This window comes from Blautia sp. AF26-2 (assembly GCF_003460955.1).
In the GTDB taxonomy this organism is placed as follows: domain Bacteria; phylum Bacillota; class Clostridia; order Lachnospirales; family Lachnospiraceae; genus Fusicatenibacter; species Fusicatenibacter saccharivorans.
Window position 1 is genome coordinate 104,080 of sequence record NZ_QTWD01000008.1, and the last position, 19,876, is coordinate 123,955.

Annotated in this window: 15 protein-coding genes; all 15 read right to left on the reverse strand. The window is 39.3% G+C overall.

Going from position 1 to position 19,876, the window contains the following annotated elements:
• Nucleotides 1-3: 3 nt before the first annotated feature.
• On the reverse strand, nt 4-885 hold the full coding sequence (locus DWY63_RS11800; RefSeq protein WP_117802239.1) for a type II secretion system F family protein: 882 nt from the start codon (nt 883-885) through the stop codon (nt 4-6).
• Nucleotides 882-2,258 carry a CpaF family protein gene (locus DWY63_RS11805; RefSeq protein ID WP_117802240.1) on the reverse strand — a complete coding sequence of 459 codons (1,377 nt, stop codon included), beginning with the start codon at nt 2,256-2,258 and terminating at the stop codon, nt 882-884. Before DWY63_RS11805 ends, DWY63_RS11800 begins: the two co-directional genes overlap by 4 nt.
• Before the next feature lie 2 nt (nt 2,259-2,260).
• A complete protein-coding gene (locus DWY63_RS11810; RefSeq protein ID WP_117802241.1) occupies nt 2,261-4,024 on the reverse strand; it encodes an AAA family ATPase in 1,764 nt (587 codons plus the stop codon).
• Between the two features lie 77 nt (nt 4,025-4,101).
• Nucleotides 4,102-4,788 carry an RcpC/CpaB family pilus assembly protein gene (locus DWY63_RS11815; protein ID WP_117802242.1) on the reverse strand — a complete coding sequence of 229 codons (687 nt, stop codon included), beginning with the start codon at nt 4,786-4,788 and terminating at the stop codon, nt 4,102-4,104.
• A gap of 132 nt (nt 4,789-4,920) precedes the next feature.
• The gene (locus DWY63_RS17880) at nt 4,921-9,399 is read right to left on the reverse strand and encodes a serine-rich protein (protein ID WP_147343069.1); all 4,479 of its coding nucleotides are present in this window, start codon (nt 9,397-9,399) and stop codon (nt 4,921-4,923) included.
• 21 nt (nt 9,400-9,420) lie between these two features.
• Nucleotides 9,421-9,966, reverse strand: coding sequence for a hypothetical protein (locus tag DWY63_RS11845; RefSeq protein WP_117802248.1), 546 nt, complete (start codon nt 9,964-9,966; stop codon nt 9,421-9,423).
• Nucleotides 9,967-9,979: 13 nt separating this feature from the next.
• On the reverse strand, nt 9,980-10,147 hold the full coding sequence (locus DWY63_RS18015) for a hypothetical protein (RefSeq protein WP_158568362.1): 168 nt from the start codon (nt 10,145-10,147) through the stop codon (nt 9,980-9,982).
• A gap of 130 nt (nt 10,148-10,277) precedes the next feature.
• A complete protein-coding gene (locus tag DWY63_RS11850; protein ID WP_117802249.1) occupies nt 10,278-11,744 on the reverse strand; it encodes a hypothetical protein in 1,467 nt (488 codons plus the stop codon).
• 2 nt (nt 11,745-11,746) lie between these two features.
• The gene (locus DWY63_RS11855; protein WP_117802250.1) at nt 11,747-12,646 is read right to left on the reverse strand and encodes a hypothetical protein; all 900 of its coding nucleotides are present in this window, start codon (nt 12,644-12,646) and stop codon (nt 11,747-11,749) included.
• A complete protein-coding gene (locus DWY63_RS11860; RefSeq protein ID WP_117802251.1) occupies nt 12,600-13,553 on the reverse strand; it encodes a single-stranded DNA-binding protein in 954 nt (317 codons plus the stop codon). The genes DWY63_RS11855 and DWY63_RS11860 overlap by 47 nt, the downstream gene beginning before the upstream one ends.
• A gap of 15 nt (nt 13,554-13,568) precedes the next feature.
• Nucleotides 13,569-14,048, reverse strand: coding sequence for a hypothetical protein (locus tag DWY63_RS11865; RefSeq protein WP_117802252.1), 480 nt, complete (start codon nt 14,046-14,048; stop codon nt 13,569-13,571).
• Complete coding sequence (locus DWY63_RS11870; protein WP_117802253.1) at nt 14,032-14,922, reverse strand: hypothetical protein; 891 nt, start codon at nt 14,920-14,922, stop codon at nt 14,032-14,034. The genes DWY63_RS11865 and DWY63_RS11870 overlap by 17 nt, the downstream gene beginning before the upstream one ends.
• Nucleotides 14,923-15,037: 115 nt before the next feature.
• A complete protein-coding gene (gene dnaE, locus DWY63_RS11875) occupies nt 15,038-18,337 on the reverse strand; it encodes a DNA polymerase III subunit alpha (RefSeq protein WP_117802254.1) in 3,300 nt (1,099 codons plus the stop codon).
• 9 nt (nt 18,338-18,346) lie between these two features.
• Nucleotides 18,347-18,931, reverse strand: a complete 585-nt coding sequence (locus DWY63_RS11880; RefSeq protein ID WP_117802255.1) for a PHP domain-containing protein — start codon at nt 18,929-18,931, stop codon at nt 18,347-18,349.
• A 99-nt stretch (nt 18,932-19,030) separates the two neighbouring features.
• The gene (locus tag DWY63_RS11885) at nt 19,031-19,840 is read right to left on the reverse strand and encodes a hypothetical protein (RefSeq protein ID WP_117802256.1); all 810 of its coding nucleotides are present in this window, start codon (nt 19,838-19,840) and stop codon (nt 19,031-19,033) included.
• Nucleotides 19,841-19,876 lie beyond the last annotated feature (36 nt).

Below are 19,876 nucleotides of genomic sequence, written 5' to 3' on the forward strand. Positions count from 1 at the left end.
AAATCACACCCCTTTCTGTACTCGTTTAAGTGTTTTATGGTTGATGATAGATCCTACAAATGGCATACACAAGATTATCACAAACATCAAAATATGAATAGAGTCTTGAAAATAAGTGTCAATATAGGATGGACTGGTAATGCAAAAGTACAAAATAGTACCAGGTGCAATAAAATCAAACATCCAAACCATCGCACTTGTTGCAGCAAAAATACTTTTAATTTCCCTGCGCATCATAATTCTTTCTTCAATGTTTTTAGCAATGGACAACACCACATCTGCTTCGTGTCCACCAACTGTATCTTGTACAGCAATTGCAAGTGCAACATCTTGTGCATCTTCATTACCACAATCATCCGCCATTCTTTGAAAAGCTTCCGATACAGGAAGCCCCATTTGGAGATCAGCTGACAACTTAGCAAAACATTTTTGCATTGACGGATGGACAAATTTACATTGAGCAACATCTTCTACTGCTCTTGCAATGCTTAACCCCGCTCTTAGAGAAGATCCCATCTGGTTTAAAGCTCTGGCATAACGCTCCTCATATTTTTTCTGTGTGCTATTTCGAATTATCATAAGAAGAATGTCCGGGATCAGAAATCCCATAAATGCCATTAAGATAGAAAAAAGGCCATTTTGAGAGAAGAAATATACAAATGCGCCTACCGCTAATGGCGAAATGCCCAAAATTAGCAAATATGTACTAATAGCCATCCGAGAACCTGATTTTTTTATCACGCGTTCCCGATCTTTTAGGAATACGGTAATGAAATCATCACCTACATTGACGCGACTTTCCGAGCAGTGAACTTTCGCAATAAAAAAAAGCGAAAATAACATAATGGAAGAGCAAAATAATGCGATAACAATAGAAAGACTCACGCCTTAATTTCCTCCTTTGGTACATTAATCTGAAAAATGGTTTCGTCTACGGAAATACCATGGTCCCTAATTTTCCTAATAGCAGTCTTAGGAACGTTACCAGTTGCATGAAAGATTTTTTTCTGTCGATCATACAAAAAAATATCATTAAGTCGTAATTTTCCAGAGTTTTCCAGTCCATCAACCTCTGTTATTGCTGTTATTTTCCTGCTGCCATCAGGAAAGCGTGATAGCTGTACAATTATCTGAACAGCTTCCGCAATTTGCAATGCTATAGATTTTTCGGAAAAATCTGCATTCTTATCGTAGGAGTACAAGATCGGAATTCGCACATCACACATGTTTCTGGGGCTGTTTGCATGTATGGTACTCATACTCCCTTCATGACCAGTTGACATAGCAGAAACCAGATCTATGATGGATTCATCACGTACTTCACCTAAAATAATCCGATCTGGACGTTGACGCAAAGCAGCTTTAACGAGCGATTTCTGGTCAACCATTTCCATATCCTTTGTGCTTGAAAGCCGAACCTCCATTCTTCGGACATTTTTCTGCTGCAATTTTAATTCCAAGGTATCTTCTATCGTAATAATCAGATCATTTTCTGCAATATAAGACGATAGCATATTCAGCATTGTGGTTTTTCCTGTACCAGTACCACCAGAGACAAAAATATTTAATCTTCCCTTCACACAGAGTGTCAAAAAGTACAGCATCTGTCTATTCATAGATCCCATTCTTACGTAGTCCGCCCCAGTAAGTGCAGATTGTGAAAATTTACGGATTGTAAGTGTTGCGCCATCCGGGGAAACCGGTGGAATGGTTGCATTTACACGGCTTCCGTCCTGAAGCCGTGCATCTACAATTGGATGACCAATATTTATCTGGCGATTTACCTTTTGGACAATTCGCTTGATGATGGTCTGAAGGTGAACCTCGCTATTAAAAATAGTCGGAACTGGTTCTACTTTTCCATGACGCTCGACTACTATATTGTCATATCGTTGTACAACAATTTCTGTAACTTCGGGATCTTGCAGATATTCTTCAATAGGACCATTGCCCAGAACCATCATTCCGACCGTTTTTTCAATGCGTTTCTGAACTTCAAAGGTAACTTGCAGCTTTTCACATTCGGCTGCGATTGCCCTCCTGATAGGTGCATCCAGATCATCCAAGTTTTTTGTAATCAGATCCTCGGAAAACTGTTCAGAAATAATCTTAATAACATCTGTAGCATAGTCCTGTTCTTCTTTTGTTGGCTGCACATGTTCAGATCCAACTTTTTCAATAATGCGTTGTTTTTCATTCTCCTTTTTCTGATACTGTTCCTTCATCAGTGTCGGAGAAGAAGACTGTGAAAATGACATATCTATCCTCGCTTTCCAAACAACCGTGCAAACAATCCTTTCTTTTCCGGTTGTTCAAGAGCATGCTCTTCATCAACAATTTGGGATACGATCTTTCCAATACTTTTCGTAAAATCGTTATTAGGGCTATATACAAGCGGTTCTCCATTATTGCTCGCGCGTCGAATATCATTTGTATCTTTGATAAGTGCAATGCATGGATAGGGCTTATTTGTCAACGGATTAATAAATGTTTCTTCCAGCTCATCCGTTCCCAACCCTACTGATTTTTTAGATTGTACTTTGTTGATGATGAGGCCGATTTTATTCATATCAAAATGCAGGGCATCCAACATTTTTAACAGCGAATTATTGCAGTTGGCGGTATTGAAGTTCTGCGTAAGTACAAGAAATACCTGATCTGCTTTGAGAAGCGTCATATAAGACGAATCTCGGGTGTTGTTTCCCGTATCGCAAATAACAAAATCGAAGCCTCCGTTTTCAACAATGTTATTCAGCATAATTTCAAGTTCTTCACCTGAAATATCCATACTGTCTTCATTCGAGGTCGGTGCCAGGAGTGCATACAGTCCGGATGCTTCATTCTTCTGCAGAAATCGTTCGATCTGTGTAGCAGAATACTGAATCGAATTCAACTGCTCTTTCGTGTGGCGGCCATGCTTGTTTACAGGCATGCGTTCCAATTGCCCACGAATTTCGTCAGCCCATAAGGTCATGCACGCTTTATTTGGATCATACAGCAAGGTTCCCATAACATCCCCAAAGTCAATGTTATAATCGACAATGCAGACCTTAAATTTATCGCGGCCATGCTCCGTAAGCGCAAGGTATGATGCCAATTCGCAAGAAATTGTTGTTTTTCCAACGCCGCCTTTCGCGGAATACACAGTAATTATTTTGGCACGTTTTTTGGTATCTCCAACTTCCTGACTTATCTGTTTTTCAAGCATTGACTCCTGTTTCTTCTTCTCTTCTTCTTTTCGTTTCTGTTCGGCAATTTTTTCCTGTTCCCGAACTTTCGCCATCCTGCTCCGTAAGTCAAGTGTATAATCATCCTCTTCCTGATTCGAATCATCTGTATCGTCTTCCATGACAGGCGTTTTCCTTGATGCCGGTATTTCCTGATAATATCTGGTATTTTCGGCATTCCGAGCTATTGGTTCAGAATGTTGAACTTGAGAAGGGCGTTTTACACGAGCAGGTTCTCTTGATTCGATAATATCTTCGCCTTCATCCTCCTCTTCGTACTGTACTGCACCAGTATAGATATCATCAGATAATACAGATTTTTTCTGGGCAATAGAATCTTTTCTATTGTCAGGCACACGTTCTGGACGATTGTCCCGAAAGCTTTCCGAATTTACCGATGGCATTCTGGATGTAGAAAGTGTTTTTTCGCGGGAATTTTCAACTTTGCTTCTATCCGGTTGAATTGTGATAACTGAATTATTATGGATAGCATCAATAAGTTGTGATGCCGACTTTACAATGCCATAACAGGAGATTCCTTTTTCAGCAGCAAGTTTTAATGTATCTACATTTCTGGCATAACATGTAACAGGAATATTATAATCCCAATCTGGATAATACTGCAGAATATCCGCATTCAATACAATTCTATCCGGCGAAAACATTTTAAGCTTTGCCTGTGTCTCATTGACATTATTCAACGTAATGATTTCTGTTTCAAAATCATCACTCAAAATCATTCGACTTTCAATATCCGTTGTGAAAGAATAATTCTGGTCAATTAATAATATTTTCATCTGTAAATAGCTCCTGTTAAGAGGTAGCTTCTCCTTTCTATAATGTATCAACTGCCCAAATGGGCAGTTGATATGTATTATTTGTTTGGATTATATGTAGGTGTTTCCTCATCCGTATATTGATAATCGGTACTATCAACAACAGCCAGATTCAATGTACTATTATTCTGTGCATTAATCAGTTTTAAGGATTGTTCTGCGTCTACTTCTATTGTGGCTGATGTTAATGTTCCTTTTTCGCTTCGTTCTACGGCGATAACGCTCATGTTTTGAAACAATAATGTTGTTCCTACGCTATCATCATAACCTGTGGCATATATGTTAATATGCGACCCTTCCCTAATGCCATCGGCAGCCCCTGTCACAGAATCCAATGGAATTGTTACCGCTATCATTCCAGCATGAATATTTTTTTCAATGTCTGATCCACCATTCACAAAAAGTTCTGAACGTGTCAATGGCATACCTTCTGCCACATCCATGCGAAGGTGATCACCGGAATTTAACACTTCTGTCAACTCTGATCCAGTGATGAATCTTGATTTTACATCTGCCGTTTTACCAGCCGTAACAATTTTGGAATCGCAACGAATAGGAGTAAGCATCTTTTCTGTCAATGCCGTACCTGATTCGTAATTCGAGTTAAAGACATATACGGTTGTCTTTTGTGGTGTCAAATAGAGGTATAACGAAACACCACCTGCTGCCGCTACCAAAATAGCGATAATAAGGATAATAAGGATTTTTCTGTTTTTTGAATTCATGTTGGTTCCTCCTTCTCTTATAGTATTGTAAAAAAAATTTTAATAAGTGAAAAAATATCCTGAACAGGAATCACTGCTCAGGATATTTAGGTTTTGTTGCATTCCCCATCTCTGCTTTTTCTATAGGAAACATCAAGCTGACATAATCGTTTTCGCCTTTTTCTGAATCAGGATCTCATCAAGCTCGATATTAGATGGTGGATTAATGTTCAATCTGCTGATCTGTACAAGAATGGGTTCCGCATCTTTAAAGTCAAACGTTCTCGAGGTTTGGCAAACAAACCATCCGGTAGGACTTCTTGGAAACCATTTGACCAGATCACGATCGTCAATGCGTTCTTCACGGCCAACCGTTCGTACGACAACATTAATATCATCTGTCCGTTTGAGTCGCCCAGCAAATACAAGTCCGCTATTAGCAATAACTGAAGATGGCATATCTGCTATTTTCTGCGTGATTGCAAAAATAAACAATCCATATCCGGCAGACTGATCCAAAATCTGTTCAAATTCGGATTGTCCGGACATGCCAAAATTTTGTCCGCCGCCAGTACCTGCACAATCATTTCCAGTTAATACTTCGTTGGCTTCTTCCAATACAAGAACAGTTTCGTATTGATCATCTGCCAAATATCCGCCTTCATGCGCTAATGCAAACTTAAAGAATCCACTTGTAATAACACCAAAGATGAAATTTTTGAACGTGTTTTCAAGACCTTTCGACTCTAAAACAGTAACCTCATCAGCTCCTATCAAATCATCAATAGCAATGCCTTCTGAGCTGCCGTACAGCTTGGATTCGATGGAATATTCTCTTGAGAAGCAGGAAAGACGCTCTATCAATCGTGCATATGCATCTTTCGTGTCGTTTCCTGATTTTCCTGCCCCTGTGAGTTTGTCTCGCTTTTCCTCCATTCTACGGTATATAGACTGAAAATTAACTCTTGATGATAATTCAGCCACTAAATCCTTACTTTCGCTATCCGATCCTGAAACATCGAATACTCCATTTTCCTTATACAGTTCGTAAACAACGTCTGCAATCATTTGCTTTCCACGCTCTAATAATCCATAAGCCCGGCAATAAATATCAATAACTCCGTCTATCCAAACCTGCGGATTAACACCATGAGGCACTTTCCAAGGATTAATATGAATTGGGTTAAAATTAGGATTTCCCATAGAATAGAAGTTAAAGCGTTCTGGTTCCACAAAACGTGCCAAGGTACGCCAATCCTGTTTCGGGTCCATAACAACAATTCGTAATCTCTTTCCTGTCTTTTTTCGCCGGATTTTTGATAATTCCGCGATAAAACGCATAGCTGCCACAGTTTTTCCTGACCGCGATGCTCCTGTAAAAAATCCATGCATTAAATTGTTTTCATCGATTCTATAGTCAAATGCTGTTCGATAACCATGCTCAAAAGTAAAACGTTCTGGATTAAGAATGGTTCCCATATATATGTCTCCCTGCATACGTGCTGGAACTGAGAATTTAGGAACATCTTGTACAATCGAAAATACGCCTCCTTCTGAGACACGCGGCAGATGCGTGTATGCAACATATTCTTCCGGGAGCAGGACTGTACAGTATTTATACTCTTCTGCTCCAAATACATTTTCTCTGGTTACGTCTGCAGAAAAGGCTGAAAAGTGATATAACAAATGTTTTTGCTCTGTCTCAGTTAAGTCAAGAACTTGAACTGGGTTTACCATCGCATACTCGTTTTGCCATGTTGACTTTGCAACTGCCTGTGCGGTGGAAAGAGCGTCCAAACTCGGACACGCAATGTATACATATGTATAAAAAGCTCCCTGTCCGCGCAATGCTTTTTTTATACGCTCATTTTGATATTCCATCAATTCAAGCAGATCTTTGACTCCCTGATCCAGCCATTGATATGATTTGCTGTATCCAATAGATGGTCCCAAGCCCATAGAACTACTGGTTCCCATAGAAGATGTTCCGGTTGTTCCGTTGCTGGTTCCTTGTGAAGACCCATTGGAAGTTGTATAGCTGTTTCCATTGGACACGCTTTCTGTATTTCCAACGTTTTGTCCATATCCTGTGGAAGCTGACTGTGACACAGAATTTGTGAGTGTCTGTCCTACCGATTTGCCAAACGTCTCACTCTGACCAACAGATTCAGATTGTCCATAGTTTTGAGACTGCGAGTAGCTTTCGGATTGTCCATAGTTCTGACCATAGCTTACACTATCAGATATTCCATAATTCTGTCCTACATTCTGGCTTACGGATTGGCCATAATTTTGACCATAATTTACACCACTGGATATTCCGTAATTTTGTCCAAAATTCTGACTCTGCGATTGTCCAAAATTCTGACTCATGCTGGTACTATCTGATTGTCCAACATTCTGTGATGCGCTGATACCAGTTGATACTCCATGACCATAAGACATTCCCATGCTATCCGAAACACCGACAGAATTACTAATGCTACTGCTTTGTCCATATCCATAAGACTGCGATAAGCCCGCACTTTCCGATATACCATGGCTTACGGATTGGCTTACACCATTTCCGATGCTGTAAGAATCGCTGACTGATTGATTAGCTCCCCAGCCTTGGCTGATGCTCTGACCAATATTAGTTCCATAACTTTCATTGGCTCCATAGCTGCCGCTAATGCCCGCAGAACTGCCATATGACAAAGACGCTCCTTGAGATGTACTTTGTCCATGTGAGACTCCGCTGCTCATAGAGGAACCAGAGGATGTCCCAAAGCTTGTACCATGGCTTTGTCCAACGCTATTGCTGATGCCATTGGATGATGATTCTCCAAATGACGCTGAATCGCTGCTGCTACCGGAAATAGACGCATTTCCACTGGCTGTTCCAAACGGAAGCCCCAATGAACCGCCAAAATTGCCGCCAAATGTTGAACTATGTCCTGCTGAAGATGATTGTCCGTAGTTAGCAGAACTTCCATGGCTGCTATTAACACCTTCACTCATACCAAATGAGGATGAGGATGAGACTCCCTGACTCAAACTTGAAGATGAAGATTGTCCAAAGGAAGCAGATTGTCCCCGATTCATACTCTGGCCTTGGCTCCAGCCATAGGATTGACTATTCCCAACGCTATGTGATTGCGAAGTATTTTGGCCATAACTCATATTATAGCTATTTCCTTGCGATACCGAATGTCCCTGAGAAATATTGGTGCTTTGGGAAATCCCTTGATTCTGAGAGGTTCCATAGCTATGAGAAATTCCTTGATTGAAAGATTGGGATTGTCCCTGAGAAATTCCTGTATTCTGGCTTACGCCATGATTCACAGAAGTTCCAACGTTTGTCGATTCATTTTGCGATACGCCAAAGGAAGATCCCGATGAAGTTCCATGACTCTGCCCAAAAGAAGTTCCGCTTGAAGTTCCATGACTCTGCCCAAAGGAGGTTCCACTCGATGACCCTTGGCTCTGTCCAAAGGAGGACCCATTTGAAACCCCTTGGCTCTGCCCAAAAGATACTCCGGAAGAAGTTCCGTGCGACTGATTTATGGAAAATCCGCTGCTCTGCCCAATTGAGTGACCAAAGGTCTGACCAAAGCTTACCCCCTGTGTATGTGATACTCCTTGAGAGTAGGAATTAGAAATAGACTGTCCCTGACTCTGCCCCATAGATTGTCCATAAGTCTGAGATAATGACTGTCCCACAGACTGTCCTTGGGATGTCGTAAAAGACTCTCCTCGTGCATAACTTACTGTATTGGCATCCGTATATGCTTTGCTCCATCCCTGACTTTGGGATGCATTAGCCATATACATCATCGGGATTGACAAATTTAGGTTTAAGGATTTCGTTCCCTGCAGTTGTCCATACCAATCTGTCATTTCAACCTGAGATTGGCGCTGCCAGCTCATCAATGTATCTGTATGTACAGGAGTTGAAAGGATTTCCAGAACGTACTCATAATCTGCCATACCTGTAATAATTTCTTCCAAGGTACCTTGTGAATCTGGGTTTACATTAGATCCGCCCATTCCTTTATTTCCGGCATCCTCCCCAGCTTTATTTGCTTTGGGAATACCGCGGACTACGGTGAGGTAATCCATATTGTACATCTTTTCCCTCAACCATTCGGTTTCTTCGGCATTTGCACATCGCATCTCTAATACCCGAAAAGTTCCCTGCATTGATCCGACAAAGCCAAGGAATCCGTGTTTTGCCTTTTCTTTTGCTTTGTTGATCGTAGACGCTACACCTTGAATTCCATAGATGTATAGCAATCCAACCGCTACTGGTTTTAGTACATTGGCGATAATTGTAATTAAGTTGGCATTCTGCTGATTGACTGCAGTTAATACTTGTTCCTGCATATCCATTAGTGCTGTTGACTGTTTGGCATCCGCCGGCAGCCGGATTACTCGTGCCATTTTTATAGCCTTATAGCAATGGATACGTTCGCCAGTAGATGGATTCATAACTTCCATCTCATAACACAGATATTGCAGATTGCGTTTTTCTGGATCTTTCGAGGAGTTTTCATCATATTCAGCCCACGAATCCAGAATGCGAAAGTCATCTGTCGGAAGAGTCTCTGTAACCGGATGTAATATTTGCTTGATTTGGAATAGTGAAAGCACATTTTCACCTCATTTCTCATTTTATAAAATATTGCTGTTGCTTCGCCCTCCATTTCGAAGGCCACGCTTTTGTGCAAAGGTTTTTGCCAATGTCTGTTGCTTTTTAAACTGAAATAATCGTTTCAGTTGATATCCAATCTCGCCAAGAGGAACTAAAACGCCAGTAAACCACATCATCGTCTGTAAATACCCAGGAATAGCATTTCCTGTTGATGTCGGAATGGCTTGTTCGAAAGATGCTGCTATCATTTCCGATGAGACTCCAGACACAACGCTTAATACTGCGTGAACCGTAATCAACGTGCCATAATATGTCGCGCATACAATTAACATGTGGTTTAGAGCATCCTTTCTCTGACTAGGCATTAAAAGCGCGACTAAAACACCAACATCCCACATAGCGCCCGATAATGGACAAATCAATTTTTTTCCGAACTCACCAAACATGTTGATCGTAAATAATCCAAGACAAAACACTGCTATCGGGAAAGCAATTGCTTTCAAGATATGCACTGCTTCATTTCTCGTCATGTTTTGGCGATATACGATTTCGTTATCGTTACGCATAACGTGCCTCCTTTCAAATTACTCCATGTTCATCTCTGGCAGCAATGTCATATTCTTCTTTGAGCAGCAATAATATGGTTCCAAGGACTCCAAACACCAATAAAAAGGAAAATCCATTACTACTCAACAAATACAAAAAATTGCTAACAGCATTTTGATTAAATGCTAAAAATGATTTCACGTAGTTCACCTCCCAGTTAAAAAGTTCTTTAACAATAGAATTAAAAAAAAGGGAAAAAATAAAAGAGCCTTGTAGTCAGCATGCTTTTCATGACTACAAGACTCCTTCTCGACTCTTTAGGCTCAAATATTTAATTTACTTCTGGGATTTCACGCTTAGAAAGATTGTATACAAAATGCCAACTTGAATCCTCTAACAGATTCACATCTTTTATAATTGCAGCAGATGTTACACGTATTTTTACGTAATTCAGTGCTTCAATTCCTTTATTATCGATCCACTTGCGTACCTGTGAATTAATAATCTCTTCCCCTTTACGATTTGGAACAATAAAGTTCAATGTATTGGTGAAATTCAACATTTTATTGCATTTTCCATTAAAATTTGTCTGGGTATGATTTCCACATTCATACTCAATGTACATTTGTTTGCCATCTAGTGTAGTGCAGATAATATCTGGAATATATGACATACCTTCGCGTATTTTTAATGGATGTTTACGGTTCCATATATTCACATTACGAAATCGTTCATTTTCTTTAAGAATTTCTGCTGTCAAAAAGATTCCATATCCATGAACAAGATTGTCATGTTCTGCAATTAATTTTTCAGCCATAGACATAATTGGCTTCTCTTGAAATAAAATTTCAAAAATTCGGCTTCCCTTTATTGAAAAATAAAAAAAACTGATTGTGGTTTTGACTTTCACCTTTTCTTCTTGTAAAATTTGACATCCAACTAAAAACTTTAACGAACTCCTTGTCTTTCCGTTTGTAATTTCCGGCATTTCTTTTGAAATTTCAGTATAAATATCACTGTAAAGAGAATATCCTTTTGTCCCAATAATACGAATTAACATTTTATCCTCATCAGATAATTGTTTTAACGTATCGTCATAATCTTCCAATGCATACTTATTGGCGCGTTCCTTCCGCTTACTTTTAGCAGCTTGAAATGTCCTTCTATGATCAGTTCCAGGAATAGAACTGCTCATAAGTTTTTTTCGAATCAATTCATCCTCCATATCCTCTGCATCGACGACAACATCCATTTCTTCATTAATTACCGGATCATTTGCTTCCGTTTCAATCAATTCAATTTTCCCGCTTGCCACTTTCTCTTGCATTTTAGGTGATAACTTAGTCATCATTTCTTCTTTTTCTTTGACTTCATTACACCTTTTTTCCAATTCCTCCATTGTCAGAGTTCTAGCAGTTGGCTCTTCAAGTAATTTTTGTATCTGCAGTTTCAAACTTTCTATTTGATTTCCGCGTTCTTCACATAAATCTGCCATTCTCTCCAAAATATCTTTCCGGGCGCTGATATATACATGAAATGCACTTTTGCTTTTCCGGATAAGCTCCAATAACTCGATTTTATCCCAAGAATATTCAATTCCAAGTTTCATTTCTTTAGGATCTTTGGCAAGTATATCTTCGCATAATTCCCGAACATTCTTTTCTACAACATCAAATTTAGATAATAATTGTTGGTTCTTCTCTTGAGAATTTTTCAGCTGTTCTTTCAAATCTCTTGTCTGTGCCAGAAGAATGTTATATTTATTTAATAGTGTATCAAATGATTTATCTGATCCCATGATTACTCTCCATTAATCTGTTCATCAACATAGTCTTCGGGTGTCCATTGCTTTACATCAGTTAGGTCAACTCCTTGCAGATTTTCTCCCATAGCAACCAAATTCTGCGTTATCAGCGAAAAATCAGAATATACCCTGTCTTTATCCTGTAACGCATTCTGAGCCGTTTCGGAATTATTTTGAGATATAGCCGAAGACATGTTTTGCAAATAGACTGCAATATCATTTTTGATCCAAGATAGCAGCATATCCTTCACTTTGGAATATTTTGTCTCAACTGTTAAAGCATCTGTTTTTATGGATAATGAGGATACCGTATCCAATTTTTCCTCATATAGCGGTGCCAAGGTCAAAGGATCTTCCTCTCCCTTCCCTAATCTGTAATCCAGCATTAGCACTTCTTCATATAACGATCGGCATTGTAAGTATTGATACAGAATTGTATCGTAAGCTTTTTCTTCTTTGATGTCTTGTACCGATACAACTTCCGGTACAATTTCTCCATTTTCATTGTAATTATAATCGGTCACCATAACTCCATAGATAAGAATAGATACGTAAACGCATCCTGCAATCAATACACCGCTCATAATGTTTGAAAAAATCTTTTGATGCTTCTGACTTTTCTCTTCCTGCCGTTGCTGCAATAATTCATTTATCTCCAACGAATCCTCTGAATATAATTCTTCCGGCTCTGCAGGCTCCCGCCGGATCGAAGCTAACCTCTTTTCTTTGCTCCTTTTTAATTTCACAGATGTTTTATTTTTAATACGCCGGGATCGTTGAAAAGAGATATGAGAATCTCCCATATCTCTTTTCATTTCCGAAAGGTTACGTTCTTCGACGTTTTTGGCTTCAATCTGATTCGCTGTCAAACGATCCGCTAATCTCGTCTGTTTCATCAGACTCTTCTCCCCTTTCTTGTGGGTCTGGTAATGTACAATTTGCTCCATACTCAATAGAATACGGAATTACTTCAACAGCCAAATATGCTATTTTACTGATCTGACCGCAATATGGACACTCATATTCTTTCACATAAGACCTTGTTTGTATTGCCCCATTTATGCTCACATTGGAATGGATATGCAGCGCCGCGGCATATTCTGCTGCTTTGAGACCGTAGGCTTTAATCCATACATAATCTGTCTTTTTGTCTACGCCATCCTCAACAATCCGGCGTTTACGGTTTGAAGCAATCTGAAACTGAATCATGGATGGTGGTTTCCCTTTTTCTCCGCCAGGCTGAAAAACAGGTTCCCGACATAACTGCCCATCCAGGAATATTTGGTTTGAAAATTCAATTTCTTTCTCCAGATGTTGCCAAATATCACGTTCTGAAAGGGCAAAGAATCCCGTACTTAGTAACATGTTCTGCATATCATGGTCTAAATTGTTTTGCTCGACAAATTCATGGAAGGAGACTTCACCACGTTCCATAATATTTACAGCAATTGGATTCACATATACCTGAACACCATCTTCAATATACGGTTCCATTACTTCATGACAGTGCATGCATAAAGGTTCTCTTTGGTATTCTTTCGTGCATAATGTGCCTTTGATCTGGACAAAATCTCCTTCATTGATAAGCGTATATACATCCCGAATCATCTCTTCATGTTCTGTACGGACAAGAATACTATCTCTACGAATCTCTCCTCTAAGCAACAATTCTTCTGTAGCATAAGATTTTCGGTTCGTATCGACAACAATCTTTCCCAAGACATATTGTCCTGCTTTATTCTTGTATATCCGAGGTGGTTGTTTGACACGTCCATATAGATATACTGTGTTCTCTTTCGCCATAATGCCCTCCTGTTTCTATTGATTATATAGAGAGGCCATCCCCGTCAGCACATTAATGTCTGTTTCGAATATATGGCTATAATTCGTCAGATCGGTTTCTCCACTTTCAACAGATTCCTTATACTCTTTCATATGATCGAGTGCTGTTTGCATCGCTGTTATTAAGGATAATCTATCATCCTCTTTACCGACGGACGGCTGCATAGCAGTTACATTATCCAGTGTTTCCTGTAGTAACTGTATACTCTGCTCCGTGGCTTCAGTCTCGTTCTCATACACGCCATCCGTTGAATGTACCGCTTGGTTAAGACGCGTAGATAGTTCATTAACAAACACAGTGATCTGTTTGTTAATATAGATGCTATATTCCAATGTTGTCTGCGGATATTGTGTAGCATATTTACCAGTCGATGGTTCTGCTGGCGTGACCGTACAACTGGTCAACCCGACTGCCATCACCAAACATGCGATTATTATCTTAGGTTGTCTCTTCATAGTAATTGTTCTGCGCTCTCTGAAATGGATACTGCATCTGAGCATTAGCGGTTTCCACATGTGCCGGATTGTTCTCAGAATGCCGCTCTTCATAATTACTATTTGCCGTTTGCAGCGTTTTCTCAGAGAAAGCGTCAACGCCTGTTTCCGGATTTGCTGGAACAGCAGGGGGATCAAAGGACTCATTCTTGTCATTATTCGCCTCTTCTTCTGGCTGAAGACTTTCTGTCGGCTCTTCCGGGGCTTTCGGGGCTTCGTCACTTTCTCCATAAGAGAACAGATCTGTGCAAACAAGGCTCTGACGGCTTTCCCTTTGGGTATCGTCAAGTACAGATACATAGCATGATACAGCAACATTTTCTCCTTCCTTCAAATTTGCTGCTGCCCGCTGAAATCTGCCAAGGCACGTTACTCTGCAATTATAATCTCTTCTTCCAGAGGGAATGCGAATATTCAGGAAGGTAACTTTGTCCGTAGGCGTTCTGATCGATGTTACGATACCGGCAAGCACTCCCCAGTTTTCATCAGCCTGCGCACCACCGCCTTGCTCCGGAATTGATTCATCAAGAATCTGTGTTAATCTACGTTTGGAAACAGCGATGCTGTCTCCAACAATTGTTGGTGTGGAATGATAATTTCCTTCCGCATCCTGTGTTCTACGGTTCTGCATATGCCCAGCAATTCGGACATGATCACCAACGCGGAAAATAATTGCCTGGTTAATGTCATAGAATCTCAGTTGAATATTCCGAATCTGCCTTTCTGCATTGGAACGAATAACTAAGATGCAGTTTCCGCGTTCTTCCATACGCATAGACACTACTGTGCCTGCGATATGGATTTCATTTTTCAGAACAGTTTTTGTGTTTTCCATGTTCTTCTTCTCCTTATCTGATTTTGAACCTCAAAATAAGGTCCTTACTATTAGTATTGTAAAATGTCCGAAAATTTTAGGCCGAAACATTTCTGTTTCGGCCCATGAGTGGATTTCAAAAATTCAATTTTCGAATATTACGTATAGCATCTGTTTTAAGATGCAATACATCGTCATTTAAAAAGATTTCCTTTCCCTTAAATTGTAAGTGTTCACGAATAGATCCATTGTCGCATTCGTAGAATATTACAGGATGTCCCTGCTCAACCAGATACGGTTTCAAACTTTGGCATACATCCGGCCATTCTGTCCTGGATTGGAAGCTGATAAAAACATGGTTGCTGTAAGGATGACATGGAAATATCTGCCTTGCAATCAATTCGTTTGAAAAGGATTCTTCGTCTTGTTTATTAAAATACCCGTATACTTTGATAACATTTCCATCTTTGATATATTTTTGGACTTGTTTGTAGTGTTGGGCAAAAACAATGCATGAAGCCAATCCGTCCCAATCTTCCAAATCAAATGTAACACCTATTCCGTCATTCCGCTGCCGAAATTCCTTAATATTGGATATAACCCCCATATAAATTTGTGGTTTTTCGGCTTCAGCATGTGATAAAGGTGTAATTGATTTATCTGCTTTTAAGAGTTTAAATTGTTCCAATGGATGTCCAGATATATAAGCTCCCAAAAGCTCCTTTTCTTCATTTAATTGGAGCAGCCAATTTTCTTTATCTGAGCTTTGTGAAAGGGAAATCTCTTCTTTTAATTTTCGGCAGATTTCTTCTGTTGTATAATCTTTGATATATTTGTTTTTTATAGCAAATGCCGGAAGAATTGCATTTTTTAGTGCAGTGCGTGAAAAACCACATTTATCTAATGCACCACTAACGATCAGTTTTTCCATGTCGGCTTTTCCAATAGAAACTCTTGCAAGCAGATCACAATAATTCTGAAATTTTCCCTTTTTCCTTTCTTCTATCATTTCCTGCATACTGGCACTTGATATTCCTTTAATTGCAGCCAACCCATACAAGATTTTTCCATTGTAATCAGAAAACTGCATTTCTGAACGATTAATATCTGGTGAAATCACCGAAACTCCCATTGTTGAACATTCCTTAACTGCAAGCGAAATCCTGTCTAATTCAGAAGCATTCAAAATCGCACACATAAATTCTACTGGATAATGGAATTTAAGCCATGCAGTCATATATGAAATCAGCGCATAAACCGCAGCATGAGACCTGTTAAATGCGTACCGCGCAAAACCTTCCAAAGATTCCCAGAGTGCTTCTGCATCCGTTCTGTCGGCACCATTTAAAACAACACCGTCTACAAACTGGGATTTATACTTTAGAAACTTATCTACTTTCTTTTTCGACATATATCGTCGAATAATGTCTGCTTGTCCGAGAGAAAAGCCTGCACATTCATGGAAAATGGACATTAACTGTTCCTGATAGATACATTGCCCATATGTTGTCCCCAATATTTCTTTCAATTGAGGGATAATATAGTGAGTTTCTTTCTTTCCATGCTTTGCTGCTATAATATCCGGAATAAAATCCATCGGGCCGGGACGATATGCGGCAACCAGTAAGATCAAGTCTTCAAATGAGTCTGGTTTAAACTCACGCAGCATTTTTTTCATGCCATCAGACTCAAATTGGAATATAAAGGATGTTCTGCCCTCTGCAAATATGTGAGAAAAAACCTCATCTTCAAATGGAAGTTTCTCTGGATCAATTTCAATTCCATAGTTTTTCTTTATTCTTCGAATAGATTCAGAGATGATATCCAGATTCTTTAAAGCAAGAAAATCCATTTTCAATAACCCAATCTCTTCTGCTTCGACCATGTTGCAGGATACTGCCCATTGCTCTTTCTGGGTATTATAATACATTGGAATATAGCTGGAAAGGGGCTTTCCATCGCCGATAATAATGCCCGCCGGATGTACAGAAAATGCTGTAATAGTACCTTCTATTGATACGGCACGATCCAAGATGATTCTATGTTCTTTCGAAGTTTCATAGTCTTTTAATATATCATCTCGATTTTCTGACAATGTGCCTGTTTTATTTGAAATATTTTTGCAGAGTTCTTCTCCGATCCTACGGATCTCTTTTCTTCCCTGCTCACAGATTTCTTTCGATTTTCTCCCTTGTTCTTTTTCTGGCATTGGGTACATTTCATATCCCCTGACTCTTGCCATATTCTGTATACAGGCTTTTGCAAGCTGCGTCATAACCGTCCGAATATACGCAACCGCAGAACTGCCATATTTTTTCTTCACATATTGAACCAAATTGTCTCTAATTTCATTTGAAAAATCCACATCAATATCCGGCATGGAAACTCGCTCTTTATTTAAAAATCGTTCGAACAGTAAATTATATTGCAACGGGTCCAATGCAGTTATTCCCATACAATAGTTCACAAGAGATCCTGCTCCCGAACCGCGGCCTGGACCAACCCCATATCCCATTTTATATGGATTATTCATCTTGGCAATCCGTTTTCCCTCCTGCACATAATCGGCTACGATCAGAATATAATCTGCATATCCCATATCAATAATCGTATTAAGTTCATATTCCATTCGATCTATATATTTCTGTGAAATTGTACTTACTTTTCTTTTCAATCCGCAATAAGCCTTTTGCCGCAATAATTTCGGAGCATCGACACGCTGTCCCATTTCGTCCAGAAAAACCGGATAATGCTGTGCTTCAGGCACACGCGGAATATCAACATTGCATTTGTCACATATTACCCTGATATTAGCGATAGCTGACTTTACAATGTTTTCTGGAATTATCTCACACAATTTTTGAGATAATTCCGTATCTGATTTTAAATACAATTCCCTGTCCGAATCCGTCACTGGTTCAAACTTTTCAAAACGCAATGACTTCAGGTAGCTGCGTCCCTCAGCATCTTCTGGCCGAATGATATGCACATCATTTGTTGCGACAACGGAAACGCCATTCCTATACGCTAATTCAGCAAGAATTGGCATCACATAGGCTTCATCTTCCATACCATGATACTGCAGTTCCACATAGAAATTCCCCTTGAAAATCTTCTGAAATCGTAGTAATTCCTTCTCTGCCATTGAAATCAGTTTCCCATCCGGTTCTATTTCCCGATTTTTTTCTTGAATTTGGCTTTCATATTTGTACCATTGTTCGAGACTTTTTTGGGCTTTTTTCACACGTTCCTTGTTTCTGGTCACTTCAGATGACTTTCTTTTGAGTTCGGCAGAGATATGCTGCAGCTTTTCTTTCGCGTTTTCGGTTTCTCGCATTTCGTTTTCCAGTTTCTGTTTCGTTGCTATGTATACCTGCGAATCCGCTTGCAATGACGCTAACCCTTGCAACCTCTTTTTATACGTCTTTTTTGCCAATTTCTTAGTCTACTCTTTTTCAGATCTCAATGCTTCTACTTCAATAGACGTTTTTTCAATTTCGAACAATAATAATTTCATTTCCAGCGTATTTGGAGCTGGATATTTTTTCTGTCTCCTTTTTAACAGATCAATTTCATGTAGGATATGTTTATTATGCAACAGAATACAGCTTAAAACTCCATTTACGCAAGCACTTGACGCAATTACATTTCCACTTGCAAAACAAGACTCTAAGATTTCGTAGTTCATAACGGGCGACGGAATACGTCCAAGAGTAAGCATATGCTGGTTTGATAAAGTGACCGCTTTGCATAGCTCCTGATATCCTTCATAGTTCATGGGAAGCAGTATTAAATGTGCATGATCTGCATAATCCGTCTGAACGTATGCTTCTACGCCGGGGATTCCTTTTATCCCTATTGCGTTGCAGGCATTTAAGAATTCAACATGTCCCGCACACACTCCATGATCTGTCAGTGTAATCGCTTTTGCACCCATTTCCTTTGCTGCAAGGCACAGTTTTTCAATCTTATTCGTCGAATCCTTTAATGAATAGTCTGAGTGACAATGAATAAATCCATATGCTTTCAAAGTAAATCCTCCATTCTAAGATTAGTATCATTATTTTCTATTTTTCAGAAATTCACATATAAAAAAAGTGGGTTTCATTTTCTCAACCCACTTTTTTGCCTAAGCCAAAACACTCTGGCTATTTATAAGTTCTTGTGAATTATGGATTTTTCCTCCATTTCTACGATATACCTTTTGGCATTCACGAAAAATGCCATCTAATTCTCTTAACAACTCATTTCTTCCGTATTGATCAAAATATTGAAAAATTTCCTGTGTATCGGTTGAAACAAACTCCGATCCTGTTAATTGGCGTGCCAAACGTCCAATTTGAATCATTTTTTCTTTCGACTTTTCTCTCAAAATCCACTGTCGGGTTTCTAAATCCAAATCTATCCAAGGGTTCCATTTGGGCTGCTCCATAATCAGATAGGAGCCATTCTCGCATTTTCGAAAATAACATCCCGCTGGTTCCTCGAAAGTACAATTTTTTACCAGATTGAAGCTCGGATATGTCGCAAGACCTAACAATTCTTTGGTTTCTTTAGCTACAGGATCTTTCTTTTTCTTTATTTTTTTTGAAGATTGATAATAATCTACTTTTCCAGAAATCTCGATCAAGGCTTCGATGGATTGTCTATAGGAAAGAAATTGCTTTAAGATGTCGTAGCTGTCATATGACATATTGCAGCAGTAGCAATGACATCGGCTGCCTGCTCTTCCATCGTAACGATTCGTTGATATTTTGCAATTTCCAAAATTCGTATCATTGTGATCCGGAGATGGACATAAGATATCTACTGTACTTTTTCCTAAGTTTCTAACCTGTATTGGATAGCCATTCATCAATAACCATTCTACTGCCTGTAACGGTGTAACACTGTTTACAAGATCTTGAAATTCTTCCTTATCGTATTTAATCGATTTCATTGTGACTCCCTCCATTTCTTTAATAATTGGCGGGCA